The sequence below is a fragment of the Paenibacillus glacialis genome (assembly GCF_001637205.1).
Taxonomy (GTDB): domain Bacteria; phylum Bacillota; class Bacilli; order Paenibacillales; family Paenibacillaceae; genus Paenibacillus_AQ; species Paenibacillus_AQ glacialis.
The window spans coordinates 150688-177008 of the sequence record NZ_LVJH01000058.1 but is presented as its reverse complement, the minus strand read 5'-3'; the positions used below and the strand labels follow the sequence as shown (position 1 = coordinate 177008).

The window sequence follows — 26321 nt, the reverse complement described above, 5'->3', positions numbered from 1 at the left end:
CTTATGGGAGACAAGCAAAATAAACTTTTAACTTAATGAAGTGGGATATTGTAAAAATTTACATCATAGGTTATGGTAAATGGTGTTAATAATAAATACTGTTCACTATTCGCAATAACTATCGGAGGATCACTATGGAACACTTTGAATTAAGAAATCATTTAACCGCATCTCTTGCGAAGTTGTACGATATGGAAGCCTTCAGTTGCCTTGCAGATTTTCTACAAGGAGAACTACATGTGCTGCACTATTTATCTCAGAATAGTGATTTGGAAATAAATCCTTCTAATCTCAGTGACAAACTTAATGTATCAAGGCCAAGAATTACGGCGGCACTTTCGACATTAAGAAAAAAAGGATATGTCACCATGGAAATGTCCACGGAGGACAGACGACGCGTAAGTGTCGTATTAACGCGAGACGGGGAATCATTCATTAAAGAGAAGCAGGACAATGTTGAAAGATACTTTGACGTCCTTGTGAAAGGATTGGGTGAGGCTAATGGGTTGGACCTAATTCGATTGATAGAGCTTTCCATAGAAATAATGGATAAAGGGGAGAAACACCTGTGAAAGATTATGTGTTATTTGAGAAAGTAACTAAACATTATCAGGTTGGAGAACAAACAATCGCTGCTACGGACAATGTCAGCTTTTCAATTGAAGAGGGAGAATTCTGTGTCATTGTTGGCCCGAGTGGTGCGGGGAAAACGACTGTTCTAAATATGCTTGGAGGTATGGATTCATGTGACAGTGGTACGATACGGCTTGATGGTCGCGACATAAGTGGATTGAACGAAAAGCAACTAACCGACTACCGAAGGCATGATGTCGGTTTTGTATTTCAGTTCTACAATCTTGTTCAGAATTTGACTGCCGTTGAGAATGTTGAACTTGCTTCTGAAATTTGCCGAAACCCGCAAGATGCAAAAGAAGTACTTGCTCAAGTTGGACTGTCAGAGCGTATGTTGAACTTTCCCGCACAGCTGTCGGGTGGTGAACAGCAGCGTGTGTCCATTGCGAGAGCATTGGCCAAAAATCCAAAGATTCTGTTGTGTGATGAACCAACAGGTGCGCTCGATTACAACACAGGTAAAAACATCTTACAACTGTTGCAGGATACATGCCGTCAAACCGGTAAAACGGTAATTGTCATTACTCACAATCTGGCGATTACGCAAATGGCAGACCGAGTCATTCACTTTAAAAATGGGGCGGTTTCAAAAATGATCATAAATTCTACGCCTGTGCCCGTTGAAAGGATTGAGTGGTAGGCGTGAAAAAAACCTATATTAAGACGATAACCCGTGAAATTAAACAAAGCTTTGGACGGTTCGTAGCTATCTTTGCCATTGTTGCCCTTGGTGTTGGATTTCTTGCGGGACTTCTTGCAACAACGCCTGATATGCAAGCATCGGTGGATAAGTACTATGATGACAGTCAAATGGCTGACATTAATATTAAAGCTACAATGGGATTAACCGATACAGACGTAGAAGCGATTCTCGCTATGGACGAGGTAGAGGAGGTTATGCCTGCCTATGTTACGGATTCCTTAATGGAAACAAATCATAATGAAGTATTGGCGACACGAATTTACGGTCTACCACTTGAGAAGTTAAATGACAATGAAAATGGGTTTGTTAATCGATTAAAGCTGATTGATGGTAGAATGCCACAGGCTAAAAACGAAGCTCTTGTAGAACGAAAAGGAAATTTCTTATCTGAAATTAAGCTTGGTTCTACGATGAGCGTATCCGAAGAAAATGATAATTACGGAAATGTCGGTGATACATATAACACCACAGAGTATACGGTGGTCGGTATTGTCAGCAACCCCTTGTATTTATCTATGGAACCAGAGTCAAGCAAGATTGGTAACGGAAGAATCGGCGCGATGATGTATGTTGATGAAAGTAACTATAAACTTGGCGCATATACGGATTTATATATTACGGCTTCGGGCGTGTCTGATTTAAACACCTTTAAAGAAGAATATGATACAGAAATCGATGGAATCGTTACAAAGCTTGAAACGCTTGGGTTATCACAATCGAAGGAAACACAAAAATGGTATGTGCTCAACCGTAATTCTAATGTTAGCTATGTTAGCTTTGCGACGAATGCTGAGAAGGTCGCGGCAATCGCAACGGTGTTTCCGATATTCTTCTTTCTTGTTGCGGCCCTTGTGTCTCTGACAACAATGACGCGAATGGTCGAAGAAGAACGAACACAAATCGGAACTTTAAAAGCATTAGGATATGGCAAAGGTACGATTATGTTTAAATACATGGTTTACTGTGGGCTTGCAACGGTGTTGGGAAGTATCGCAGGCTTACTCGTAGGTTTTCAGGTGTTACCAAGCGTATTGTGGAATGCTTATGCGTCTGGATATCATTTACCAACCTTTATAGCAAATTTCAGTTGGGGGTTGGCCTTCATTGCATCAATATTGGCCATTGTATGTACGATGGTTGCCACAATCTGGGCTTGTTATCATGTACTAAAGGAGAAACCTTCAAGACTCATGCTTCCTCGTTCTCCAAAGGCTGGAAAACGTATTTTTCTTGAGCGTATACCTTTTATATGGTCACGCATGAAATTTACCCATAAGGCAACTGCGCGAAATCTTATCCGCTATAAGAAACATTTTTTTATGACGGTTACAGGAATTGCAGGCTGCACAGCCTTGATTGTTACAGGTTTCGGCCTGCGAGATTCCGTAGGAAGTATTGCAAACACGCAATTTAATGAGATCATTCAATATGATCTTCTGATCGAATTAAATGGGAATGACCACTTGGACACGGTGATGAGCTCTTTTTTGAATGATACCAAAAAGATCGATGATTATACGGAAATTTCGAATCAAACAGGTCACGCGAAACGAGACGGCGAGAGTTTCATATCGACGATTTATGTTCCGAAGGAACCAGACACATTCAAGGAATTTGTTAATTTGAGAGATAGACAAAGCGGTAAATCAATCGTTACGGATAAGTCCTCTGTGATTGTTACAGAAATGCTTGCGGATGCTTTGGATATACAAGAGGGAGATACGTTTTCCCTTGAAAATGCAGATGGTGAAACGGGTAAGTTCGTTCTCTCAGGAATAGCTGAAAATTATGTGGGAAGCTATATATATATTAATCAAGCAGATTATACAAGTGCGTTCTCAAAAGAACCCTCTTATAATGCTGTGATGGTAAACACGTTCATAACCGACGATTCGAAGCAGGATGAGGCACTTACCAAGCTATTAACGAGTGACATGGTTTCGAGTGCAGTATTTGTATCACAAACCAAGAAATCTTATGACAATTTGCTGTCTAGCATTAACTATGTTGTCTTTGCGCTTATTATGGCGGCCGGTGGGCTAGCTATCGTTGTGATTTACAATCTTACCAATATAAACATTAGTGAACGGAGAAAAGAGCTTGCCACATTAAAAGTACTTGGTTTTCATAATAAAGAAGTTGGATGGTATATATTTCGGGAAATTTCTATCCTAAGTATCATTGGAACGATTGTCGGTCTTGTGTTGGGGGGAGCGCTTCATGGGTTTGTCGTAAGAACAGCAGAAAGAACAGATTTAATGTTCGGTAGAAGTATCTCTGTTACAAGCTTAATAGCATCTGCAGTAATTACGATGGTATTCTCGTTTATTGTGCAGTTAATTTTGTATAGGAAGCTTAAAAAGATAGAAATGGTCGACTCTATGAAAGCAAGTGATTAAAGCTATTAATATTAATGTGGAGGTTTACAGCAAAATTTAATACGTAAATGTAGAGAGAGTGAGCTTAGTGAATAAGCTTGCTCTCTTGTGCATTTCTCATTCGTTTAAGACAACGCATAATTAACATATGCAAATCCAAGGACGAATCCTACCTTGTTAGATAGGATTCGTCCTTGGATTTAGAATAGCATTATATTGGATGTACAGAATCACCTTGAATTAACGTAACATAGATTCGTTCCTGATCTACTTCTTCACAAGCGATAAGTTTTAATAATTGTTCTGAAGCGATTGAACCCCATTTGTGCTTTGAATAATCTATGGTGGCTAGTCGTGGTTGTGTATATTGCGTTAGCTCCATGTTATCAAATCCGATCAGGTGGATATGTTCGCCGATGCGAAAGTCACTTTGCTTTACGGCGTTATAAAGACCGATGGACATTTCATCATTGAGACAGAAGACTGCGACCGGTTCAGTATAATCTTCCATAATTTTATGTGCCGCTTGTTCCCCAGATGATTTATTGAAATTTCCTTGAATGAGAATGCATTCAATAGGTTGATTTCTATCGATCGTTTGCTTCACGGCTTGTAGTCGTTGATTTGAATCGAAAGATTCCGGAGGTCCTGTAACAATATAAATTTTACGATGCCCTTGTTCAATTAAGTATTCAACGGCGAGTCCAGCCCCTGCTTTATTATCAAGCAATACTTGGTTGATGTTAGGGTGCTTTAATTCTCTGTCGAGAACAACCAGTTTATGACCACGATCTGCATGAAGTAGCAATTCCTCACTTGAGAAACATGCATCTAAGACGATCGCGCCGTCGATCATTTTCTCCGGCAACAGACGATGCGACTGTTTTCCGCTACAGACGATTAAATCATAGCCATTTTTGTTCAGAACTTCTTTCATTCCTTGCAATAAATCACCATAAAAAACACCATTGTAATCCGTTAAGAACGCACCGATAATTTTAGTCTCACGTCTTTTTAAATTTCGAGCGGCTGCATTAGGTACGTAATTTAATTCTTTGGCTATAGCTAATATTCTTGATGCGGTTTCCTCGGTGACTTTGGAACTTCTGTTTAGCGCATAAGAAACGGTCGAGATCGAAACCCCGGCTTTTTTAGCGATATCTTTAATGCTGATCACGACATTCGCTCCTAACGTTCTCTCCGTCATTATGATACTTCTTTATTCTACTATATCAAATTTTATGGCGATCCCGAAAGATCGCCATAAAGATTTTACATATAAATGTTGATTTCATTCATCATTTCGTTCATCAAATCACCTAATTGTTGCTCGTTGATACGAATGCCACCCTTACGATACCGGTTCGCTGTTTGCGTTACAGTAACATCTTTCTCATTTACGGTTACACGGCTGATCGCTTGACCGGTAATATGGTAGACAAAGCGTGTCTTATATCCGTTGAGTGTGAAGTCGAATAGCATACCATCGCATGTCGTTGGTAGGACAGGATCCAGAATCAGATCGCCACCTTCATGACGAATACCTAAGCAGTTAGAGATCAATTGGTTCATGTAGATCCCAGGACCGCTAGAGTAGATTCTCCAACCGCCTTTGACAGCGACATCGCCCGTACGTAATTCGTTGAACCTTTCCTGTGCTTCGTAACGGTTATTGAACTTCCCGTCGGAGCTACTAAAGTAAGCGTTGCTCTGACGTAATTCAGCATTCGGTACGACGCTTCGGATGCCAATAGGGTTGATCATGGCAAGACCTTTCCAAGTTTCATCGGCTTTACCGAGCTTGGCCATTGCTTCAACGAAGCGGATGTGTGCATGAACGTATTGTAGACCGACTTCACGACCAAAGTTCGATGCTTGTTCAGCACGCTTGAAGTTCGAGCTTACACCACCAACATATTGAGCTGGACGGTTCATCAAACGTACGCCATCCGGACAATAGAGTTCTTTCTTAATAAGCTCATAGTGAGCCAAAGCTTGCTCTTCGGTTAGTAATTCACCGATCATACTGCGAGTCATCGGAAGGAGGCGGTATTGAATGCCTGTCTTCGTATCTGAAGGATGTAGCATCAATTCTGCTTGACCTGGTTCTTCCATATATACAAAGCCTGGAATGACATTGGTTTGCAACATATAGCGATTAAAGTCAGCTTGAATACCTGTAGCAAGATCGCTTAATTCAGCAGACATCGCTTCATCATGATGGGATAGCGCCGAAGATAGTTGATTGAACACTTGGTATGTTAATGCTACCGTCCAACTGCTGACCATATACTGTTTCAACTGTGCATTTGCAGGTTGAAGCGTATCGTCCCAGTCGCCATCGCCATAAGAAGATAAGTGCGTATCATGTAAGAAATGGTCTTTAATATAATCGATTTCTTTCTTAGCATGATCATAGATGGTTGCTGTCTTTGTTGTTAATTCGCCTGTGTGACGGATGGAATAAGGCACCTCTTCTTGGAGAATGCTGTAATCCTTCGTAAAGTTCAGATAATCACCTAATATTTTGAGTGGCCACACAATAATGTCGCCATGGCTTTCTTCTTGTTGAATACGGTAGTATTGATCGAACATGAACCATTGCGGCCAGTTGCCTTCATCCTCATATTGATGCGTGAACACCATCTTAATAATGTCACGTACTTCATCATATTTTTGAGTCGCCATAAAATATTCTATTGGACCTTGGCATACATCACGCGTACCCCATGCTGCACCGCCGTATTGCTCTAATCCGTGTGGAACAGAATAGTGTACTAGCATATTGTGAGTATACCACCATGCTAGGGCGTTTACTTTTTGAATCTCATCGGTAAGACCTTCGGGATGATTCAGGTTAAATCCATTCATCACTTGTTCAAAGAATGCACGGTACTGAGCGATCTCGGTATTTGCATCCGAAGTTCCGAAAGGGATATATTCACCGTCAATTAATCCTTGAGCCGTCATATTCCACTCACTTGTCGTAGATAGTTCAAGGACTACAAGTGAAGTTGATCCGGCATCCACTTGTTTAGCCAACGCCGATTCGTCTTGCACTGTCATATCTGCACCTGTAAATTTCATGCGATAGCAGAGCTGAGAAAGCGTATTAGCACTATCGGACGCTGAATCCGCACGGAATGTAAGTACGGATTCAGACTGTTCCATGTGATAAGGTGTAACGTACTCATTATTGTTCATTACGACTTGATTCGTTACGAGATAACGATAAGCTTCGCCACTTGCAGAACGAACTTGTAAGTGTAATTCTGGTGTGTTTACCGTTGTGTGATTCGTAATGATGATCGTATCGTCAGCCATTTTGTAGTGCCAGCGAGCATAGTTAAAGCCCATTTCGAACATGGAAGGCATGGTGAGTAGGTGATAAGTACCTTCGAGTTCGATGTAAATGCGTTGACCAGACGTTTTCATCACGTTCAGCGCGTTACGAGCATTTGTTATCATTTTGTTGCAAGACGTATTTCCAACAACTAATTGTGAGTTGAATATACCATACATATACGAAGTTGTGGTTAAGATTTGACTATTTAAACGCGCATTGTCCCCAGTCATTAAAATGTGACCATGCGGGCGCTCTACGAGCAATTCTTTGGCTTTCAATACAATATGTTCGTGCGTATCCGTAAAGAAGGACAACAATTCTTCGCCGTGCCACTCTTCTTGGTGACGGTTAGGGAAGAGTGTCTTCACTTCTTCTAATGTCATGGATTCGGTTGCTAGTGGTGAGGCGATATGCGATCCAATGCTTACTTTACTAATGGATGTGGTTGCTGTTATTTGCTGTTCAGATACGTAAGCCCATGCTTCTGCAATTTCTTGGTTGAATTCAAGAGATGTAATGGCGCTCGGATGATCTGGACTGAATAGCCCGTAGAATACAAAATGTGCAGTCCCATTGATCGTTACCCGTTCTGATTGTAACGCAGTATAGGCAAATTCATATTGATAGATTTCATTATTTAATTGAGTCTGTTGAAGTGCAGCAGCTTGATTCGTCGATTTATAAGATAGACCGAAGAATTGGAAGCCATCTGTCGAGAAGCCCACGGTCTTCGTTAACGAACCTTGTTGGATGTAAGGGAATTCGCCGGCTTGCGGCATATTCTGACGTGAGCATACGACGTAACCTTTCTCTGCATCTTCAAACATGGCATGGTCAATATACTGAGATAGATAGGCTTCGTTCGAGCGGACAGCCGCTTGATCCGCTAGACCCATATCTTGTCCGTAGATGATATCAACAACTTCGCCTTGTCCTTCAACTTGAACATCCCAGAACCAAATATTCATCGGTGTTAAAGTGAACGTTACACGATAGCGAAGGGATTCGAATATGCCGTTATAGATCACTTGAGTATCTGTATAGCTTATTTCACTAGTGGATTGAATACCAAGTAGTGGCGTGATATTTATGCCGGATTCGGTGTGTATACGAAGGTATAAATTGTTTAGCGATCCATCTAGTGGATTAGCGATCCATTGATTAATCATCGTACGATTCATAAGTATTTCACGGATATCTCCGCTATTCATAAATGTAAACGCTAAGTTATTTGATTGTATTTGAAAATTCGAAGTATTCCTCATTGTCATTTTCCCCACTCGCTTTCCCTACTTGGTTAATGTAAATTTCAGTTCTGTAACGTCCCGACTATTACTGCCGATATAAGCATGAAAGTCTCCGAAATCGCTCTTGAATTCTAAGTTTGAATGATGATAGCGAAGCTGTTCTTCCGTTAATGTAAAGGTAACTTCTTGACTTTCCTTCGGTTCTAATATGATTTTGCGGAAGGACTTTAATTCCTTAACTGGACGTACCACTTCTCCAACTAAGTCTCGGATATATAATTGTACAAGCTCTTCACCTGTACATTCGCCTGTGTTGGTGACACGTACCTTGATGGTCAAAGGTTGTTCCAGTGTCATCGTTGTCGAAGAAATAGTCGCCTCGCTATATTCAAAAGTTGTGTAGCTAAGACCATACCCGAAAGGTAATAATGGTTCATTAGGGATGTCCAAGTATTGCGATACATAACGTACTTGTGCATCCGGTGCGCCTTGTGGACGACCTGTATTGAAATGGTTGTAGTAGACAGGTACTTGACCCACTGAATATGGGAATGACATGGTTAATCGAGCCGATGGATTCTGTCTGCCATATAATAAATCAGCAATGGCTGCTCCGCCTTCGGTTCCTGGATACCAAGCTTCAAGTACGGCATCCACTTGGTCGTAGACCCCGTGTAAATCGAGTGGGCGTCCGTTAAATAGAACCGCAACCATGGGCTTGTTCAACGATTGTAACGCAGCGATCAATTCTAGCTGAATCTGAGGGAGCCGAATATCTGCAAGGCTACCAGCTTCGCCGCTCATCTCTGAATGTTCACCTAATGCGAGCACAATGACATCGGAGTGTTGTGCTGCTAATAACGCTTCTGCCAATTGAGCTTCCGTTCCCGTCTCAATATCACAACCTTGTGCGGTGGTGATATTCGTAGAACCTACAAGATTGACCATACCGGTGTATACCTGAATAGCTTCTTCTTTCGATCCCATCCATGACCATGGACCGAGAATATCGCCACTTTGAGCGAATGGACCTATCAAAGCTATCTTTTGCTCTTTTTTTAAAGGTAGAACATTGTCATTCTTCAATAACACACAAGATTTAGCGGCTGCATCTCGAGCAGCTTGACGATGTGTTTCTGATAAAATGAGCTCTTGCTCAAGCTCGATACTTGCGCCACGATGCGGGTTATCGAACAAGCCTAGTGTGTGCTTCAATTTCAAAATACGCATGACGGCTTCATCAAGAAGGGATTCGTCCACTTGTCCGTTTTCGATCAGTCCTTTTAAATGATGTTCATAGCTAGGCGTCATCATTTCAATATCAACACCAGCTTGAATGGCTCTATAGGCAGCTTCAGCTTCACCCGCAGCAATGCCGTGAGGAATCATCTCTTTAACTGCACCCCAATCGGAAATCAAGACACCGTCAAAGCCCCATTCATCGCGAAGTAAGTCTCTCATCAAACGGCGATTTCCAGTAGCTGGAATACCATCGACTGTATTAAATGCTGTCATGACCATTTCGCAACCTTCGTCTAATGCTGCACGGTAAGCCGGTAGATAGTATTCGCGCAATTGGCGTTCGGACATATCCACCGTATTATAGTCACGACCGCCTTCTGATGCACCGTAAGCGGCGAAATGTTTCACACATGCTGCTACACGAGAACGATCTTGCGTTAAATCCGATCCTTGGAAACCTCTTACGAAGGCTCTTGCAAATTCACTATTAAGGAAAGGATCTTCCCCTGTAGATTCCATAACTCTTCCCCAACGTGGATCACGTACAAGGTCAACCATCGGTGCGAACGTAACGTGCACACCAGCGGCTGAAGCTTCTGCAGCTGCTATCACAGCAGTGTTTTCTGCCATATCCATATCCCATGAGCAACCGATCGCAAGTGGGACAGGGAAGATCGTTTTATATCCATGAACAATATCCGCCATCATTAATAGTGGGATACCTAAGCGATTATTTTTTAAATGAGCTTCTTGCACTTGTATGACTTCTTTAGCTCCTGTTAATCCTAATACCGAACCTGTATTTCGAATCGAATGATCTGTTATTCCAAGGGCTTCCATAGGACCTGTAATTTCACCTTGGCTTTCGGATCCTTCAAAAAACGGTCCTGCCAACTGAAGTAGCTGGCTAATTTTCTCTTCTATAGACATTTGATTTATTAATATCCGCAACTGTTGTTCTGGCATATGATTCCCTCCATCTTGTAAAGCTATAAACGCAGTTTAGCAACATTTTAAACTGTCGAAACGTTTCTATAATCAACAAGGACCATTATAAACACCTTTAAATGCGGCGTCAACCAATCTTTTTATAGCGATTGTTTTAAATGAAAACGTTTCGAAGAATTAAAATTATACACTTGAATACGATTTCAACCTGTTATATAATGACTATCGAAACGTTTATATTATTAGTTTTACGATTTTATCATTGTTTAATTGTGTTAATAGAAACGTTTGTTTGAATGTTATAGTCAGTCATTCGAATTAATAGGTAGCATTACTTTAATTCCGAGGGGGCCGGTCTAGCCTATATTAGACAAGGGGTTTTCAACTCTACTATTATGATTTGGGAGGAAATTAAAAATGCGTAAAAAAACATTAGCAACGGGATTAGCATCTACTGTACTTGTTATGGGTATCCTTACAGGATGTGGATCGAAATCAGCAGACACAGGTAACGCAAGTGATAAAAAGACAACAATTAGTGTATGGGGCATGGGTGAGGAAGCCAAATCGATTCCGAAGATCGCTGAACTGTTTGAAGCAGAAAATCCAAACATTAAAGTTGAGGTACAAACATTACCTTGGGATACAGCACATGACAAATTGTTAACAGCTGTTGCATCGAAAAAAGGTCCAGACGTTGTGCAAATGGGTACAACTTGGATTCCAGAATTCGCAAATGCGAAAGCATTGTTGGATTTAACTCCACATTTAGATAAATACCCTGGATTGAAACAAGAAAATTTTTACCCAGGTTCTGTTGAAACTGGAACATTTGAAGGTAGTTATGTAAGCGCACCGTGGTACATCGATACTCGTGTTCTTTACTATCGTACAGACCTATTAAAAGAAGTAGGTTATGAACAAGCACCAAAAACATGGGATGAAATGCTTGATGCTTCGAAGAAATTAGCTGCTCGTGGCGAAGGGAAGTACGGATTCTCTCTTGATGTTAAAGAGCAATCTCTAGCATTTATGTTAGCTCGTCAGAATGGTTCCACATTGTTTGATGCAGACGGTAAACCGTTATTCAACCAACCGGAATTTGTGGATTCAGTTAAGTACATGCAACAATTCTTTACAGATAAATCTGCTCCAATGGATCTTGGTATCGATGCGATTCAAGGATTCCGTGGCGAAGGTGTTTCACCGATGTTCATCAGTGGACCTTGGATGGTTAACTTAATTCAAAATCAAGCACCTGAGCTTGAAGGTAAATGGGCAACAGCCGTATTACCAGCAGGTAAAGTAAATAATTTCTCATCTCTAGGCGGAGCGAACATGTCCGTGTTCCAATTCACAAAAAATCAAGATGCATCACTGAAATTTGTAGAGTTCATGGCGAAGCCTGAAATCCAATTGAAGTGGATGGAATTAACGAATTCGCTTCCTTCTACGCAAGAAGCTTGGAACAATCCAGTTCTTCAAAATGATGCGAACTATAAAGTATTCGGTGAGCAATTAGCAACAGCTGTTCCAATGCCTTCTACAAAAACATTTGAAGAAACAGCACAAAGCTTCTTGAGCAGCTTTGAAAAAGTGTACCGTACACCAGGTATTGATGTTCAAAAAGAAATGGACGAATTCAACAAGAAAGCTGAATCCATCATTAAAAAATAATAACGAGCAATGAGGCTAACTTGCTACACTAGCAGGTTAGCACGCTCATTGTCTGTCTATTGGAACCTGAGTAAAGGAAGTGACTAGGGTATGAAAGGTTTCACATCAAGAAAAGCGCCTTATTTATTTATTGCACCTGCGATCATATTACTTTCTGTATTTTCGCTGCTACCTATCTTCGTAGCTCTATTCATTAGTTTTACGGATATGGATTTGGCGGGATTAGCAGACTATTCAAATTTGAGTTTTATTGGTATTAAGAACTATATTAATGTTCTATCGGATCCAGTTTTCTTGAAAGCAATTTTCAATACGTTGTTTTACGTTGTCATTGGTGTTCCGTTGGTTATATTAACCTCACTTAGTGTGGCGTTATTGATTAACTTAGGTAAGGCTAAAGTATTTAAAGTATTTCGTGTTGTCTTTTATTTACCTTCGGTTACGAACGTTGTAGCTGTAGCAGTTGTCTGGGCTTATTTGTACAACCCGGCATTTGGTCTATTTAATTACATTTTAGAATCTATGAACTTGTCTGCCATTCCGTGGTTAACTGAGCCAACGGTAGCTAAAATATCATTGATTCTCATGGCTCTTTGGAGAGCAGTAGGTCTTAATATGATCATCTTCATTGCGGCATTACAAGGTATTCCAAGGTCTTACTATGAAGCTGCGGAATTGGATGGTGCGAATACATGGCAGCAGATTACAAAAATCACACTTCCGATGTTGCGCTTTGCAATCTTCTTCGTATCGATTACGACAATGATTGGATGGTTACAGTTCTTCGAAGAACCGTTCATTATGACGAAGGGTGGACCATTGGATGGTACGATGTCAGCTGCATTGTTTATTTATAAAAATGGTTTCCAATTGAGTAACTTTGGATATGCTGCGGCCGGATCATTTGTCTTATTTATCGCTGTCATCGCAGTAACGTTGGTTCAATACAAAGTACAGAATAAAGAATCAGATTATTAACAGAGCGGAGGTGAACCGATGAACAGCAATAAAAAAGATAAATTATTTCAATGGATTGCAGGGATTGTATTAACACTCGGGGGTATCATGTTTGTACTTCCATTTATTTGGATGATCTTGTCATCCTTTAAGACGGAAAGTGAAGTTATCCTGATTCCACCGACATTATGGCCGCAGGGATTTACGTTCGAGAACTATAAGAATTTATTCGAAAATATGAACTTTGCAGTATATTTGAAAAACACCTTGATCATCGTCCTCTTCTCATTCTTTGGAATGTTCCTGAATGCGATGGCTGGTTTTGGCTTTGCCAAGTACAACTTTAAAGGGAAAGATGGTATTTTCTTTATGGTGTTGGCAACGATGATGATTCCTAGCCAGGTAACGATGATTCCAGTGTATCTGATCTTGAATAAACTGAATTTGACGAACACGATGCTGGGGATTGTATTACCTGGTCTGGTGGGGGCGTTTGGGATATTCCTATTCCGTCAGTTTATGACGACCATTCCAGATGAAATTATTGAAGCGACTCGACTCGATGGAGCTAGTGAGTTCAGAACCTTCGTGCAAATTATTCTTCCTGTGTCGAAGCCTATTCTTGCTGTACAAGCCATTCTTGCCTTTATCGGTGGTTGGAACAGCTTCCTATGGCCATTAATTATGGCTAACGATGAGAAGTTATATACCTTGTCCGTCGGTCTTTCGTTACTGAAAAGTCAGTACGGCGGTAATTTTGCCTTACAGATGGCGGGCGCAACCTTTATGGTTATGCCAATTATCATCATCTTTATTATTTTCCAGAAGAACATTATTGAGAACTACACCACTAGCGGTTTGAAATAACGATAAACGGGTACCCAAAGCATGAACACTGAGAAAAAGGTGTTTAGGCTGCGGGTACCTATTGTATACTACATCTGCACATGAAGAGGGCTATTGAACTAGGACATACGAAGGTAAATTAGAACACGAAGTTGATTACAACTTGGTCGAACGCTGTCAGAACGCTGTATCAATTTAACCCGACAGCTTATGAGCCTAATGTCATTTTGACACCAATAAGTGATGCTTTAGTAGTTAAAGTGTAGGAGATATTGAAAGAACTAGTTCAGCAGGAAAGGTTTAAAATACATGAATAAATGAAGAAATCGCTTCTTTGGTTGGGTGGATCGTCCACGTTACCGAGATGGCGGTTTCTTTTTTTTTCGGACTTTCGAACGGCTAAATGACTATCTCCTGAGGTGTCAGCATATTGTTAATTCAGGCTATTATATTTTATTATTTTGTAAAATTTTGCGGTTTAAAGATTTTAATATTTAAAAATATAATAGTAAAAAAGGACCTTGATTCACATTTTTTTTTGCATCATCATTAATATTAATGCATTAATATTACATCAATTCTATTTAATGCATTTAATTATTTTTTTAGAATCACGGAGGGTGGTGAAGTTGATTGGTAGTACATTTTCACATGTATTGAAATCGCTTACAATAACTGATTTTCGAAAGCTGATCTGTATATTTAGGTGAATACTCGGATGAATGAAAGATATTGTCATGCGGAGTTCCATCTTAGAGTGCTTCTTTCTTGAGATTGTGTTTCTGAGTTCTCACAGAACTTACTTTTCGAAATTAGGTTTTTATAGGGGGAATAAAAGTGCGTATATTTGCTCGAACGAGATATTCTAAAATGATGATGGTGTTAATGGCATTTATTTTAACATTGGGAACATTGATACCTGGACTTACATCGTATGCGGCGGAAGAAGTAATAAAGCCCACAGCACCACAAAATTTAAAAGTGGACGTTGATTCGATAACAGCTACTACTGCAACGGTAACTTGGGATGTGTATTCGAATCCGACTATAAAGGATATTGACATATGGAACGCTGAGACTAATGCTTATGTTACTTGGGGGAATAGTGGTAGTCGGACACTGGATAACTTAAAGCCAGAAACTACGTATAAATTTTATATTACCTGGGAGGCATCCAGACCAGCATCTATTGAGGATAGAAGTAATGTCATTGAATTTAGAACACCTTCAGGAGAGGTTAAACCTCCACTTATACCTCCAAAGGACACAGGTGCTCGCGAATTAAAAGTTGTAGGAGTAACACATAATAACGTTTCGTTAGAATGGATCCCTGTGCCTGGATTTACTGCTTATTGGATCTGGGACAGCAGTAGAAATAATAAATATATGGATTGGGCGAATAATGGAGCAAAGGTTCTGGGTGGTTTAACCCCAGAGACGACATATTCATTGTATGTTGGGTATGATGGAATTCAAGCAGGAAACCTTACACCAGAACAAAAGAGTAATGTAGTAACCTTTACAACGTTGCCTGATGAGAGTGAATATCCAGATGCGCCTTTAACAGCACCAAGCTATTTGAAAGTGACAGATGTGACGAATGAATCTGCTACCTTGAATTGGGGAGCGAGTCCTAATGCGACGGGTTACGATCTATATGTGGATGGCTGGTGGAAGGGCGGTACAGAGGGGAATTCAGTAACCTCGACAACCTATGCTCCTATTGGGGGAATGGAAATAGGTCAGAAGTATACTTTTGAAGTAGGGGCTCAAAAAGCAGAGGAAGGGCAAGCGACGATTGTTTCAGCTAACAGCAATAAAGTAACCTTTACTTGGGGTGAATTAGAAGCTCCTAAGGATTTAAATATTGTAACGGCGACAAGAACAACAGTTGCCTTAGGATGGGCTCCTACCCCTAGTGCTACAAGCTATGATATTTATCAAGATAATGTACGTATTGGCTCAAGTGATTCTAATCAATACTTGATAGAGGGACTTACAGAGGGGCAGTCATACACTTATAAAGTGGTAGCCAAAAACAATCTTTGGACATCAACAGAAAGCACTGAAGTGAAAGCAGTACCAGGCAGTAACTATAATATCATTTCCTATTACACATCATGGTCGGTTGGTAATCGAAATTTTAAACCTACCGATATCGACGTATCACAACTTACACATATTAATTATGCCTTCTCTGATCTATGTTGGAAAGGATTCGGAACAGGTGCCGCAGCTTGTCAGAACGCAGATATTCCATTGCAAAAGGATTATGTATTTGATGGTGAAATGATCATTGGTGATCCTGAAGCAGATTTTGATAACTTTAAAAGTTTTGAAACGTTAAAAGAGCAGAATCCTCACTTGAAGGTATTAGTTTCGGTAGGTGGATGGACTTGGTCTAAGAACTTCTCCAATATGGCAGCGACCGAAGAAACTCGTCGTGCTTTCGCTAACTCTGTTGTTGATTTCCTTCGGGCATACGGCTTAGATGGAATTGATATTGACTGGGAATATCCTGTTGAGGGAGGCGAGAAAGATAATTCGAGAAGTCCACTTGATAAAGAAAACTTTACACTCTTGGTAAAAACAGTTCGCGAAGCTTTAGATGCGGCAGGTTCTGTGGACGGCAAGTATTATCTTCAGACGATTGCATCCGGACAAGGCGATAATTTCACCATTAATGCAGATTTCGTCAATTCCGCTAAATATTTAGATTTTATTAATATCATGACGTATGATTACAGCGGGAAAAGCGATACACTTGGTCATCATAATGCCCCGTTATACTTTGATAAAAACCATCCTAAATCGGATACCTATGCACCTAGAAATAATGTAAGAGGAGGAGCCGTAGGACATTTGAATGGCGGTGTACCTAATCATAAATTAGTATTAGGGGTTCCGTTCTATGGAAAGGGTTGGATGGATTGTCCTGCAAATGGAGAATATCAGACCTGTAGAGGAGGTACTGAATTTGGAACATGGGAAGGTGCTTTATTTGATTACACGGATATTGAAAAGAACTATCTGAACAAAAACGGTTATGTTCGTTACTGGAATGAAGCTGCTAAAGTGGCTTATGTTTATAACCCTGAAACGAAGATCTTTATTTCCTACAATGACAAGGAATCTATGATGTATTCCGCAGCCTTCTTGAAGTCATTGGATATTGCCGGCGTGATGAGTTGGGATATCAGTGGTGACCGTAATAAAACACTAACGACAGAGTTGGTTCAAACTTTGCCAATTGATGGCACGGTGAACACATCAGCACTAGCGGCCCCTCAGAATCTTGTAGTAGCTACTAAAACTCACAATAGCATTCAAGTGAAATGGGATGCGACAGAGGGAGCAACAGGATACGAGATCTTCATGAATAATCAATGGATAGCCAATACAACAACACCTCAATACACCTTGAACTCCCTTACTTCGAACACAAATTATACAATTCATGTTATTGCCATCGTAAAAGATAAGGATGAAGTTCAAAAAGTATCTATGAACAGTAAAGAATTGAGTGTGACAACAAATGATAATGTAACACCTCCGGTAACATCACCAGAGCCTTCTCCATCATCGGGTGGAGGGTCAACACCATCAACCCCACCAGTTGTTAAACTGAAAGATCAACTAGATATCCTTACCACCAAAGATGGAGATAAACTCATTGTGAAATTACAATCTGCTTCTTCATTAGCAACCATTGCTAAGGCGACTTCAACAACATTCCCAATCGTGATTAGCGACAAAGCGAAGCAGGTAGAAGTTATTGTTCCTAAAGAAGTCCTTGCTGCTATTGCGAAAAAAGGGGATCAAGCATCGTTGTCCATTATAACGAATGGAGTGGAATACATTATTCCAATTCGTTCCATTGATCCATCAAAAGATATTAAAATTACGATCCAATCTCCTGGACCAAACAACATCGATCAACTTACGAAGTTGTTACAGGATAACGGCATGAAGCAACTCCTTAATCCTCTTGAATTTAAGATCGAACAGCTGAACACTGACAAGACATTCGTGGAGATTAAGGATTTCGGAAACAACCTTCTGATTCGGAAATTCACATTGAAAGCTAAAGATATTGATGTGAATCGAGCTACTGGGGTTATCTATATCCCAGGTACGAATGAGGTTCGTTCAGTGCCTACGGTATTCACGGTGAACACAGATGGAACTGTAACAGCAGAATTGAAGAGACCAGGCAATAGTATTTACACCATTGTAGAAACCAAATTTAACTTCAAAGATGTTACCACAGGTTGGGCACAGAAGGATGTAACACTTGCTGCGGCGAAGCTGATTGCTTCTGGAGAGAGTGCAGAACAATTTGGTCTCAATAGCAAAATTACACGCGCAGAGTTTACTTCTTTGATCGTAAAAGGTCTAGGAATTATTCCAAATGAGACCAATCAAACATTTAAAGATGTGGATAAGAAATCGAAGTATGCTCCGGAAATTGCAGCAGCCAAACAATCTGGATTCATTAAAGGCAAGACGGATGGGACATTTGGTCCAAACGATTTGGTGACACGCGAAGAGATGGGGGTTATCCTTGCGAATGCGATGAAATATGCAGGGTTGAAGCATGAAGCAAATCTTACAGTGTTGAATCAGTTTGGAGACCAAAAGACCATCTCATCGTACGCGAAAGATTCATTAGCCTTGATGGTAGAACGCAAAATTATACAAGGGGTTTCTGCAACGAAACTAGATCCTCAGTCAAATGTAACAAAAGCTCAGGCAACGGTTACTGTGATGAGAATTCTTCGTACATTAGGATTATCTAATTAATCTGAGCCCCCACTTTACTTATACAAACAAAAGAGAGAGTCACAGACCATTATTATGGTTTGTGACTCTCTCTTTTACTTTGATCCAAATCGGATTTTTTAGCCTTTTATAGCGCCTTCAGTCAATCCTTTTTCAATAAATTTAGAGATAAATAGATAAATAACTAGTACAGGTATAACGGTGAGAGATACGGCCGCTGCCATAAGTCCAAAGTCGGTTCCATATTGCGAACTAATTTCATTCAACAACGCGACAATTGGACGAACGCTCTCTTTATTTACAAAGATCAGTGCGGAGAACAAGTCATTGTACGACCACAAGAACACGAAAATACTTACGGATGCAAAGGCTGGTCTAGATACTGGGAAAAAGATCTTAACGAACATCTGCCATCTGTTGCACCCATCAATAAACGCTGCTTCTTCCAGTTCCTTTGCGATAGTTGTCATATATCCGGCAATAACTAATGTCGCAAAGGTTAAGTTACCTGCTGTTTGCGGTAAGATTAATCCCCAATACGTATTAACTAATTCCGTCTTGATAAGAATCTCGTATACAGGAACGACAGTCGCGAAAGCAGGTATAAGTAGTGTTCCATAGAGAAGCGAGTAGATCGGCCTCTTTGCTTTAAAGGTAAACCTGGATAATACATACGCGGCTAATCCACCAAATAGTAGTACGAATAATACCGTACCTCCAGACATAATCAAGCTGTTAATATAACTCTTGCCTATGTTTATTCGATCAAATGCAGTCGTGTAGTTAACATACACTGGTTCTAATGCTAAAGAAAACGACTTATTCATAACATCACTGGATACCTTAAATGAGTTATTAACAATCCAGTAAAGTGGATAGATTGTCGTTAAGGACCAGGCGGTTAACACGATGTACATGAAGGCGGATCCTAAACTGAATCGCCTTGCCGCTTTAACTCGCCTTATTGTATGTTCATTGTTAATGGCTGGTTGCATAACATAACACCCCTAATAACGGCTTAGTATGTGATTTCTTCGCTTTTTAACAAACGGTTGGCAACCAAAGCTAATACAACACCGAGAACAACCATATAAATCGCAATAGTGGATCCGTAACCGAAGTTTTGATCGACCAATGCTTTTTTATACATATATGTTCCCAATACTTCGGTATTGTTCTGCCCTCTTGCAATGACCCAAACGAACTCGAATACTTTCATGGTACCCGTAATGGCTAACGTAATAACAACCTTAATGTCACTCAAAATCAAAGGGATCGTAAGTTTCGTCATTTTCTTGAATCCTCTGATCCCCTCAAGCTTGGCTGCTTCATAGTAATCGTTAGGTATTTTCGCCATTGCTGTCAAGAATAATACAAAATAGAAGCCTACATAGTGCCACACTGTAGGAACAGCGATCGCTTTCAAGGCATTACTTTCACTTAGCCAGAGAACTTTCTCTAATCCAAGGGTAGCCAAGATATTGTTTAATAAACCGAAATTGTAGTTGTAGAAAAGAACGAATAGTAACGAAATGGCTGTACCAGAAATAACGACTGGAAAGAAAAATACGGTGCGGTAAAATCTTTGAAACTTACTAATATTATCTACCATTACAGCAAGGATTAAGGCGATACCCACCTGGAAAACGACTGTATATAGCATGATTTCTAAAGTATGCAAGGTTGCTGCACCCAAGAGGTCATCCGACATTAATCGTTTATAGTTATCAAAACCAACAAATTTTTTGTCGAAGAATCCTTTTGTACGAAAGAAGCTAAGATACAGACTTTTAAAGAATGGATAATATAAAAAGATCGACATAAACGCTGCCATAGGGAACAAAAATATCAAGATATACTTTCTATCGCCCTTCATAATTATCACCTTTGATGTTTATTTTCTTCGAAATATAAGAAAGCATAAGTTTCACTTAATACTCTATTCCTTATATTTCTGCTAGACTGCTGTTCAAAAGATTACGCCGCCTGAAAAAGAAAGGCGGCGTATATCATATAAGATTAGACCATTATTAAAATACGACGATTACTTTTTATTCTCATCCTCAATGGTCTTCGCTTCTTTAAGAGCGTCAGCTGGGGACTTTTTACCCGTTACGACTTGTTGAACACCAGCGCGTAGAGCAGAGAATGTTTCTGGAGCGATTCTGCTGTCCACTGGATTGTTAATAGATTTGGAGTTTGCAGCCATTGCGAAACCGTCCATTGCAGCTTGTGCAAGACCAGTGATTTCAACTTTAGCAGCAGGAGTACCACCATTAGCAACAGCAATCTTTTGAATCGTAGCAGGTGAAGTCAGATGTTTCATCAAAGCGATTGCAGCATCTTTCTTATCTGCATTGTCAAAAGTTGCTTTAGTTAGATAGAACCCAGAACCAAAGCCACCGATGATGTCATTACCACTACCAACCCCACCAGGAACGACTGGGAAAGGAATGACAGTTGTGTTGTCTTTAACTGCAGCGTCTGCGAAACCGCCAAATGCCCATGAACCTTCAAGGATCATTGCAGCTTTACCTGTGCCATAGTAATTAGAAGCCATACCAAGATCGATTGTTGCAGCATCTTTAGGGAATGCGCCAAGGTCATAAAGTTCCTTCATAGCAGCATATCCTTTTTCCCAGTTCGGATCGACGCCATCAGCTAAGCCTTTTGCTTGACTTTCAGGACCAGCAGCTGAAAGGATAAAGTGTTCTACAACATAGTGAGATTGATCGAACGGAGCAGCCAAAGGAATGATGCCTTTAGCAGCGAAAGTTGAAACTGCTTTTTTCATTTTTTCCCAATCTGTTGGAAGCTCAAGATTGTTATCAGCAAACAATTTCTTGTTTACAAATAGACCTTCGTAGAAACCAGTTAGTGGAATTGCATAGATGTTACCATCCTTTTGTCTTGTATTCTCAAGAGCACTTGGTGTGAAGCCGGCTTTCCATTCAGCATCAGCATCAAGAATGTCGTTCATAGGAACTACTTTACCTGCATCTACAAAGCCTTGAGCATCAACACCAGCGAAGTAGAACAATAAGTCAGGCTCATTGCCAGAGCTCATATCGGTGTTAACTTTTGTTCTGAAACCGTCATCATTTGCAGACATAGTATCATTATCAACTTTTACATTAGGATTCTTTGTTGTGAATTCATCGATTGCAGCTTGGAAAGCTTCACGAGCTGTGTCTGTACCGCCGAATGTTGAGAACACACGGAGCGCTACGTCTTTTTTAGGTTCCTCTTTTTTAGGCTCCTCTGCTTTAGGAGTTTCCTTTGGATCGTTCTTAACTTCGTTTGTACCTCCACATGCTGCCAAGAACATTGAGAATATTAACAACATACTCATAAGAACTAACGATGGTCTTTTCACTTTCTAAATCCCCCTTGAAAATATTTTTTTGGAGATGTGTGTACTTGATCTCGTTGTCAACATGATTCTAAATTGAATATCTAATTATTGTCAATATAATCATAGGGATACATTTCTCTAAAAATTTATGTGATTTATATAATCGATAGAAACTGCTAATTTTCGCTATTTTTTTTTATTTTCACTTATTTCCAGATGAGATTGAGAGATTCCCCATAGACTTATTCGTATGACAATTTGCAAAAACATATCGTACTACAATACTGATTTGATTGTGACCCAGGGTCATGTCCATTTCTACAAATATAACATCTGCGTATTAATTTTTTTGTCGGTTTGGCTGGATGATTGGTAAATACTTTTATTTTTCTAAGTATGCTCTACGATATGAATTTCAATTGCGCTTCTTTACATCAATGGGACTCCACCATTTGAAATAGGTACGAACTACAATAGTAGGGAAAAAAGAAGGATTTTGGAAGAAAATGACGAAAGTTATGTGGTAGAGTTATACATATCTGATACAAACATCGGGAGGGGTCAAGAGGAAGTGCAACGAACAAATACAACAACCAAGCAACCTAATAGGTCTACGTCATCTCAAGTAAACCGGACGGGTAATGGTCAAACAAGAGTGGCTAATACGGAAGCGAATAGAGTGGTAGGAAATCAAGCGAGAATAACAGGTAGCCCAATGAATGCTACAACCACGGGCAACATGATTGTTTGTCGAAAGTGTAAGTCATCGCAAATTGTAGCTAACAAAAGAGGATATAGCTTTGCTAATATGTTTAAAACGTTAGGTTGGATGGGGTTATTTCCTTTCTTGTTAATAGTAATTGGGTTTGTAGGGAGTTTTTTCTTGTTGATGAAAGCAACGGATATTGTTGTTAGTAGCATAGGAGTTAGTAGTGGAAGTAGTATAGGAGTTAGTAGTGGTAGTGGCGTTTTTGAAATTATTATAACTATTATTGGGATCCTTTGTGGAATTTCAGTATTTTTATCTTTACCAGTAAGCATCTTAGTTGGGTTTAGTGGGAGAAGTGAAATCGTAAATGGCTGTATGAATTGCGGGTTTAAGTGGACTCCAGCGAAGAAGAAGTAAAACACTGAGAGCTTTTATCTAGCCATCTGACGAGGTTGACTAAATTGTATAGTGGTACTGTTTAGATATGGCGTGGTAAGTGTTGCAGCGAAGAGAAGGTAACTCAGGTTACTGTAATCGGTAATATCCTATGTACCTAATGAAAATCCCAATTTGGATAATTATCCGAATTGGGATTTTCATTAGGCTGATCAGATTGAGAGACTTGATCTTTTCTTAGTTGTTTATTCTTCTTTTTTAACTCCCGGTTGTTGATCTTTCGGAAGCTGTTTATTGAGCGTAGAGGTTTTAATAGCCAACTGTTTGGATAACTCAGCTTGTGAAGATTTGCTTTGTTTGATATCTTCTTTCAATTTACTGATTCGACTCATTTTATTGCTTAAGTCGTAAGCTGAGGTACTTAATTTCATATCATTTTGTAATTGATTTATTTTTGCTAATGCCTTTTCTGCTTTTTTCTTTTCATTATTACTTTTGCTGTGAATCTCAGCTATTTCTTTATTTAAGTTACTTACAACAGATTGCGTGAAACTAATAGGCATTTGGACAGCTCCTAATCGTAGTATAGATTCACACCATTCTACTATAAACAACTGGGATTCACCAATACCTAGATGACTTCAAGATCCATTTAAAGCATGGATGATATCAGTAATAATATATACCTCTAAAAGTATAAGAAATGTTTTCAAATTGAAATGGTTTTTAACAGTTGAGGTTGATATTATTAAAGAATCAGATGAGCTGCATAAAAGCTCTGCCCATAGATTGGAACATGCTAATGTATACGGAGCACTAGCGACGCAATTCCAAGGTGATTGGGCAGGTTTGCCTAAGCTTACAGAACTGGAATTGATGTTGCAGGGGAAGAAGCAAACGACGAGATAAAGGTCGAAAGTAAGAAAGGAGATGTCCTATGAATTTTATGGAATCGTTGAAAGACACGAAGATCATCGCTATCGTTAGAGGGACACCGGAAGATAAGGCAGATGCTGCCGCTGAAGCTTTATGGGAAGGAGGTGTCCGCTTCCTCGAGGTCACGATGAATACGCCAGGTGCCTTGAATATTATTCGACGTTGGCGAGACCGGTTCGAAGGAAGGGTTAATATTGGAGCAGGTACAGTGCTTGATGCAGACCTTGCCGCTGCGGCGATCAAAGCGGGAGCAGAATTCTTGATCACACCCAATACGGATGAGGGTACAATTAAGCATGCGGTTGACGCGGGTATTCCGATTGTCCCAGGTGCCATGACACCAACCGAAATCGTGCAAGCTTGGAAGTTCGGGGCACAAGCGGTTAAAGTGTTCCCATTAGGGACATTAGGCGCTTCTTACATTAAAGAGCTCCAAGGTCCCCTTTCGCACATTCCTATGGTGGCGACGGGTGGCGTGACATTGGACAATATGGCTACTTACGCGGCTTCGGGGGCATATGCCTTCGGATTAGGCGGTAGTCTAGTCAATCTATCGTGGATTGAAGCCGGAGAGTATGGGCGATTGAAAGAACGTGCAGCAAGTTACGTGGCCGCTGCCAAATCTCTATAGATATTGTATAGAAATCCTAATACCTAATAGACACAGTAGACTGATCCCACCATGCCTTCTAGGAGTGCATAATATGGTGGGCTTTTTTATTGAGAAGAGATCTGGATATAAGTATCAAATTATAAGTCTGAGGTAAAAAACGGTTCATGAATAAGCAAAAGTCAGTTGCTGGGATGGATTTACGTTTGTTTTTTGAATAGAAGAATATGGATTGGTTTTATTTTGATCTCTCTTGAGGGATTAATTGTAAATATAGCTCAATGAGTCTATAATGAAAGCGATTTCTTGTTTTTACTGTTTGCCTTATTTGAAAAGTGTATTTATTAATTCTTGTGTTTTCGTAACAAATAGCTAACAACGGATGTTAAGAAAAAGGAAAAGTGAGAATTTTGTCGAAATATATAAAACTATTTTTATCAATATGAACTGAATTACATAGGGGGAAATATCATGATTCAAGTTACAGAATCAAGAAAAAAACAATTAGATTACACGGGAATTACTGAAGCAGATTTAACATATTTAAGCGAACAGAAAGAATATTTTGAAGCCATTACGGATATCGTCGTTGATCATCTATATGATCATATATATGAACAACCCGAGCTTGTAGCCATTATAACGAAGAACAGCACAATAGATCGCCTGAAGAAGACACAAAGATGGTACTTTATGACGATGGTTGATGGACATATCGATATGGATTTTATTGAAAAAAGACTAGCCATTGGTAAGGTACATTCTCGTATTGGACTCACGACGAATTGGTACTTAGGAACGTATATGACCTATCTGGACATTTCTATTCAATGCCTTAAAAAGGTTGCTCCGGAACAATGGATGACCATTATGCTCAGTCTTGCTAAATTGTTTAACTTTGATTCTCAGTTGGTATTAGAATCCTATGAACAAGATGAAAAGAAGAAGGTTCAAGAGCTATTTGAAGAACGACAAGATACGCTTATCAAAGTAAATAAGGCTGTGCAGGAACTTATAACGCTGATGGTAGAGTTAAGTGGAAGTAGTCAGTCCATTACGGATACAGCTGTGAATACGGCAGATCTGCAAGACCAAGCTTATGACAAAGTTAATCTACTTCGTTCAAAGATTAGTGAAATTACGGTTGTAGGTGATTTATTGCAAGAAGTATCGGATCAGACTCATTTACTTGGCTTGAATGCAGCGATAGAAGCAGCACATGCCAAGGAGTTCGGTAGGGGATTCGGTGTTGTAGCAGATGAAATACGTAAATTAGCATCTCATTCTAAAAACTCTCTAAAGGAAATAAAGGTAACATTAAATGAGATTTCAAATGTGCTTCAAGAAGTTATGAAGGATTCGGAAAGAACGACCTTATTAGCAAGAGCGCAGGCGGCAAGTTCTCAAGAATTAACAGCTTTTGTTAATATGATAGAATCCGTTACGGAGCAATTAGAAAATATTAAGTAAGAGATACGTATGTGAGCGGTTGGTTAGGAAATAACTATTAGTATATATTGTATCCGAATACGACTGTGAAGCGGGTAAAGTCCCGC

At 39.9% G+C, this 26321-nt stretch carries 18 protein-coding genes; 11 read left to right on the top strand and 7 right to left on the bottom strand.

Going from position 1 to position 26321, the window contains the following annotated elements; all coding sequences use genetic code 11:
• Positions 1-134 precede the first annotated feature (134 nt).
• Genes PGLA_RS21675 through PGLA_RS21665 form a run of 3 tightly spaced genes read left to right on the top strand, consistent with a single transcriptional unit; the run spans position 135 to position 3735 of the window.
• Complete coding sequence (locus PGLA_RS21675; protein ID WP_068536996.1) at positions 135-572, top strand: MarR family winged helix-turn-helix transcriptional regulator; 438 nt, start codon at positions 135-137, stop codon at positions 570-572.
• Positions 569-1273: an ABC transporter ATP-binding protein gene (locus PGLA_RS21670; RefSeq protein WP_068536994.1), complete on the top strand. Its 705-nt coding sequence runs from the start codon at positions 569-571 to the stop codon at positions 1271-1273. The genes PGLA_RS21675 and PGLA_RS21670 overlap by 4 nt, the downstream gene beginning before the upstream one ends.
• Before the next feature lie 2 nt (positions 1274-1275).
• A complete protein-coding gene (locus PGLA_RS21665) occupies positions 1276-3735 on the top strand; it encodes an ABC transporter permease (RefSeq protein ID WP_211269600.1) in 2460 nt (819 codons plus the stop codon).
• Between the two features lie 190 nt (positions 3736-3925).
• Here PGLA_RS21665 and PGLA_RS21660 read toward each other — a convergent pair whose 3' ends face one another.
• The 3 genes from PGLA_RS21660 to PGLA_RS21650 form a co-directional block, all read right to left on the bottom strand.
• The gene (locus tag PGLA_RS21660; protein WP_068537157.1) at positions 3926-4891 is read right to left on the bottom strand and encodes a LacI family DNA-binding transcriptional regulator; all 966 of its coding nucleotides are present in this window, start codon (positions 4889-4891) and stop codon (positions 3926-3928) included.
• A gap of 95 nt (positions 4892-4986) precedes the next feature.
• Positions 4987-8331 (bottom strand): GH36-type glycosyl hydrolase domain-containing protein, encoded by a 3345-nt coding sequence (locus tag PGLA_RS21655; protein ID WP_068536989.1) that lies wholly within the window; start codon positions 8329-8331, stop codon positions 4987-4989.
• 18 nt (positions 8332-8349) lie between these two features.
• A complete protein-coding gene (locus PGLA_RS21650) occupies positions 8350-10515 on the bottom strand; it encodes a glycoside hydrolase family 3 N-terminal domain-containing protein (protein WP_068536983.1) in 2166 nt (721 codons plus the stop codon).
• A 399-nt stretch (positions 10516-10914) separates the two neighbouring features.
• On the opposite strand from PGLA_RS21650, the gene PGLA_RS21645 reads away from it, so the two are divergent.
• From PGLA_RS21645 to PGLA_RS21630, 4 genes are all read left to right on the top strand, one after another.
• The gene (locus PGLA_RS21645) at positions 10915-12174 is read left to right on the top strand and encodes a sugar ABC transporter substrate-binding protein (RefSeq protein WP_068536981.1); all 1260 of its coding nucleotides are present in this window, start codon (positions 10915-10917) and stop codon (positions 12172-12174) included.
• A gap of 90 nt (positions 12175-12264) precedes the next feature.
• The gene (locus PGLA_RS21640) at positions 12265-13152 is read left to right on the top strand and encodes a carbohydrate ABC transporter permease (protein WP_068536979.1); all 888 of its coding nucleotides are present in this window, start codon (positions 12265-12267) and stop codon (positions 13150-13152) included.
• An 18-nt stretch (positions 13153-13170) separates the two neighbouring features.
• Positions 13171-13998, top strand: a complete 828-nt coding sequence (locus PGLA_RS21635; protein WP_068536977.1) for a carbohydrate ABC transporter permease — start codon at positions 13171-13173, stop codon at positions 13996-13998.
• A gap of 816 nt (positions 13999-14814) precedes the next feature.
• Entirely contained in the window at positions 14815-18780 is a 3966-nt protein-coding gene (locus tag PGLA_RS21630; protein WP_068536975.1) for a glycosyl hydrolase family 18 protein, read from the top strand.
• Positions 18781-18878: 98 nt separating this feature from the next.
• On the opposite strand, the gene PGLA_RS21625 is transcribed toward PGLA_RS21630, so the two are convergent.
• The 3 genes from PGLA_RS21625 to PGLA_RS21615 all read right to left on the bottom strand — a co-directional run bounded on the left by PGLA_RS21625 (position 18879) and on the right by PGLA_RS21615 (position 22135).
• On the bottom strand, positions 18879-19754 hold the full coding sequence (locus PGLA_RS21625) for a carbohydrate ABC transporter permease (protein WP_068536972.1): 876 nt from the start codon (positions 19752-19754) through the stop codon (positions 18879-18881).
• Between the two features lie 23 nt (positions 19755-19777).
• On the bottom strand, positions 19778-20593 hold the full coding sequence (locus tag PGLA_RS21620) for a carbohydrate ABC transporter permease (protein ID WP_245700221.1): 816 nt from the start codon (positions 20591-20593) through the stop codon (positions 19778-19780).
• Positions 20594-20803: 210 nt separating this feature from the next.
• On the bottom strand, positions 20804-22135 hold the full coding sequence (locus PGLA_RS21615) for an ABC transporter substrate-binding protein (protein ID WP_068536964.1): 1332 nt from the start codon (positions 22133-22135) through the stop codon (positions 20804-20806).
• A gap of 550 nt (positions 22136-22685) precedes the next feature.
• On the opposite strand from PGLA_RS21615, the gene PGLA_RS29225 reads away from it, so the two are divergent.
• A complete protein-coding gene (locus PGLA_RS29225) occupies positions 22686-23240 on the top strand; it encodes a hypothetical protein (RefSeq protein ID WP_068537155.1) in 555 nt (184 codons plus the stop codon).
• A gap of 224 nt (positions 23241-23464) precedes the next feature.
• Here the strand turns inward: PGLA_RS29225 and PGLA_RS21605 are convergent, their stop codons facing one another.
• A complete protein-coding gene (locus PGLA_RS21605; RefSeq protein ID WP_068536963.1) occupies positions 23465-23782 on the bottom strand; it encodes a hypothetical protein in 318 nt (105 codons plus the stop codon).
• A 151-nt stretch (positions 23783-23933) separates the two neighbouring features.
• Between PGLA_RS21605 and PGLA_RS21600 the strand changes: the two genes are divergently transcribed.
• The 3 genes from PGLA_RS21600 to PGLA_RS21590 all read left to right on the top strand — a co-directional run bounded on the left by PGLA_RS21600 (position 23934) and on the right by PGLA_RS21590 (position 26235).
• On the top strand, positions 23934-24128 hold the full coding sequence (locus tag PGLA_RS21600) for a hypothetical protein (protein WP_068536960.1): 195 nt from the start codon (positions 23934-23936) through the stop codon (positions 24126-24128).
• Between the two features lie 28 nt (positions 24129-24156).
• A complete protein-coding gene (locus tag PGLA_RS21595) occupies positions 24157-24786 on the top strand; it encodes a bifunctional 4-hydroxy-2-oxoglutarate aldolase/2-dehydro-3-deoxy-phosphogluconate aldolase (protein WP_068536957.1) in 630 nt (209 codons plus the stop codon).
• 450 nt (positions 24787-25236) lie between these two features.
• The gene (locus PGLA_RS21590) at positions 25237-26235 is read left to right on the top strand and encodes a globin-coupled sensor protein (protein ID WP_068536954.1); all 999 of its coding nucleotides are present in this window, start codon (positions 25237-25239) and stop codon (positions 26233-26235) included.
• Positions 26236-26321 lie beyond the last annotated feature (86 nt).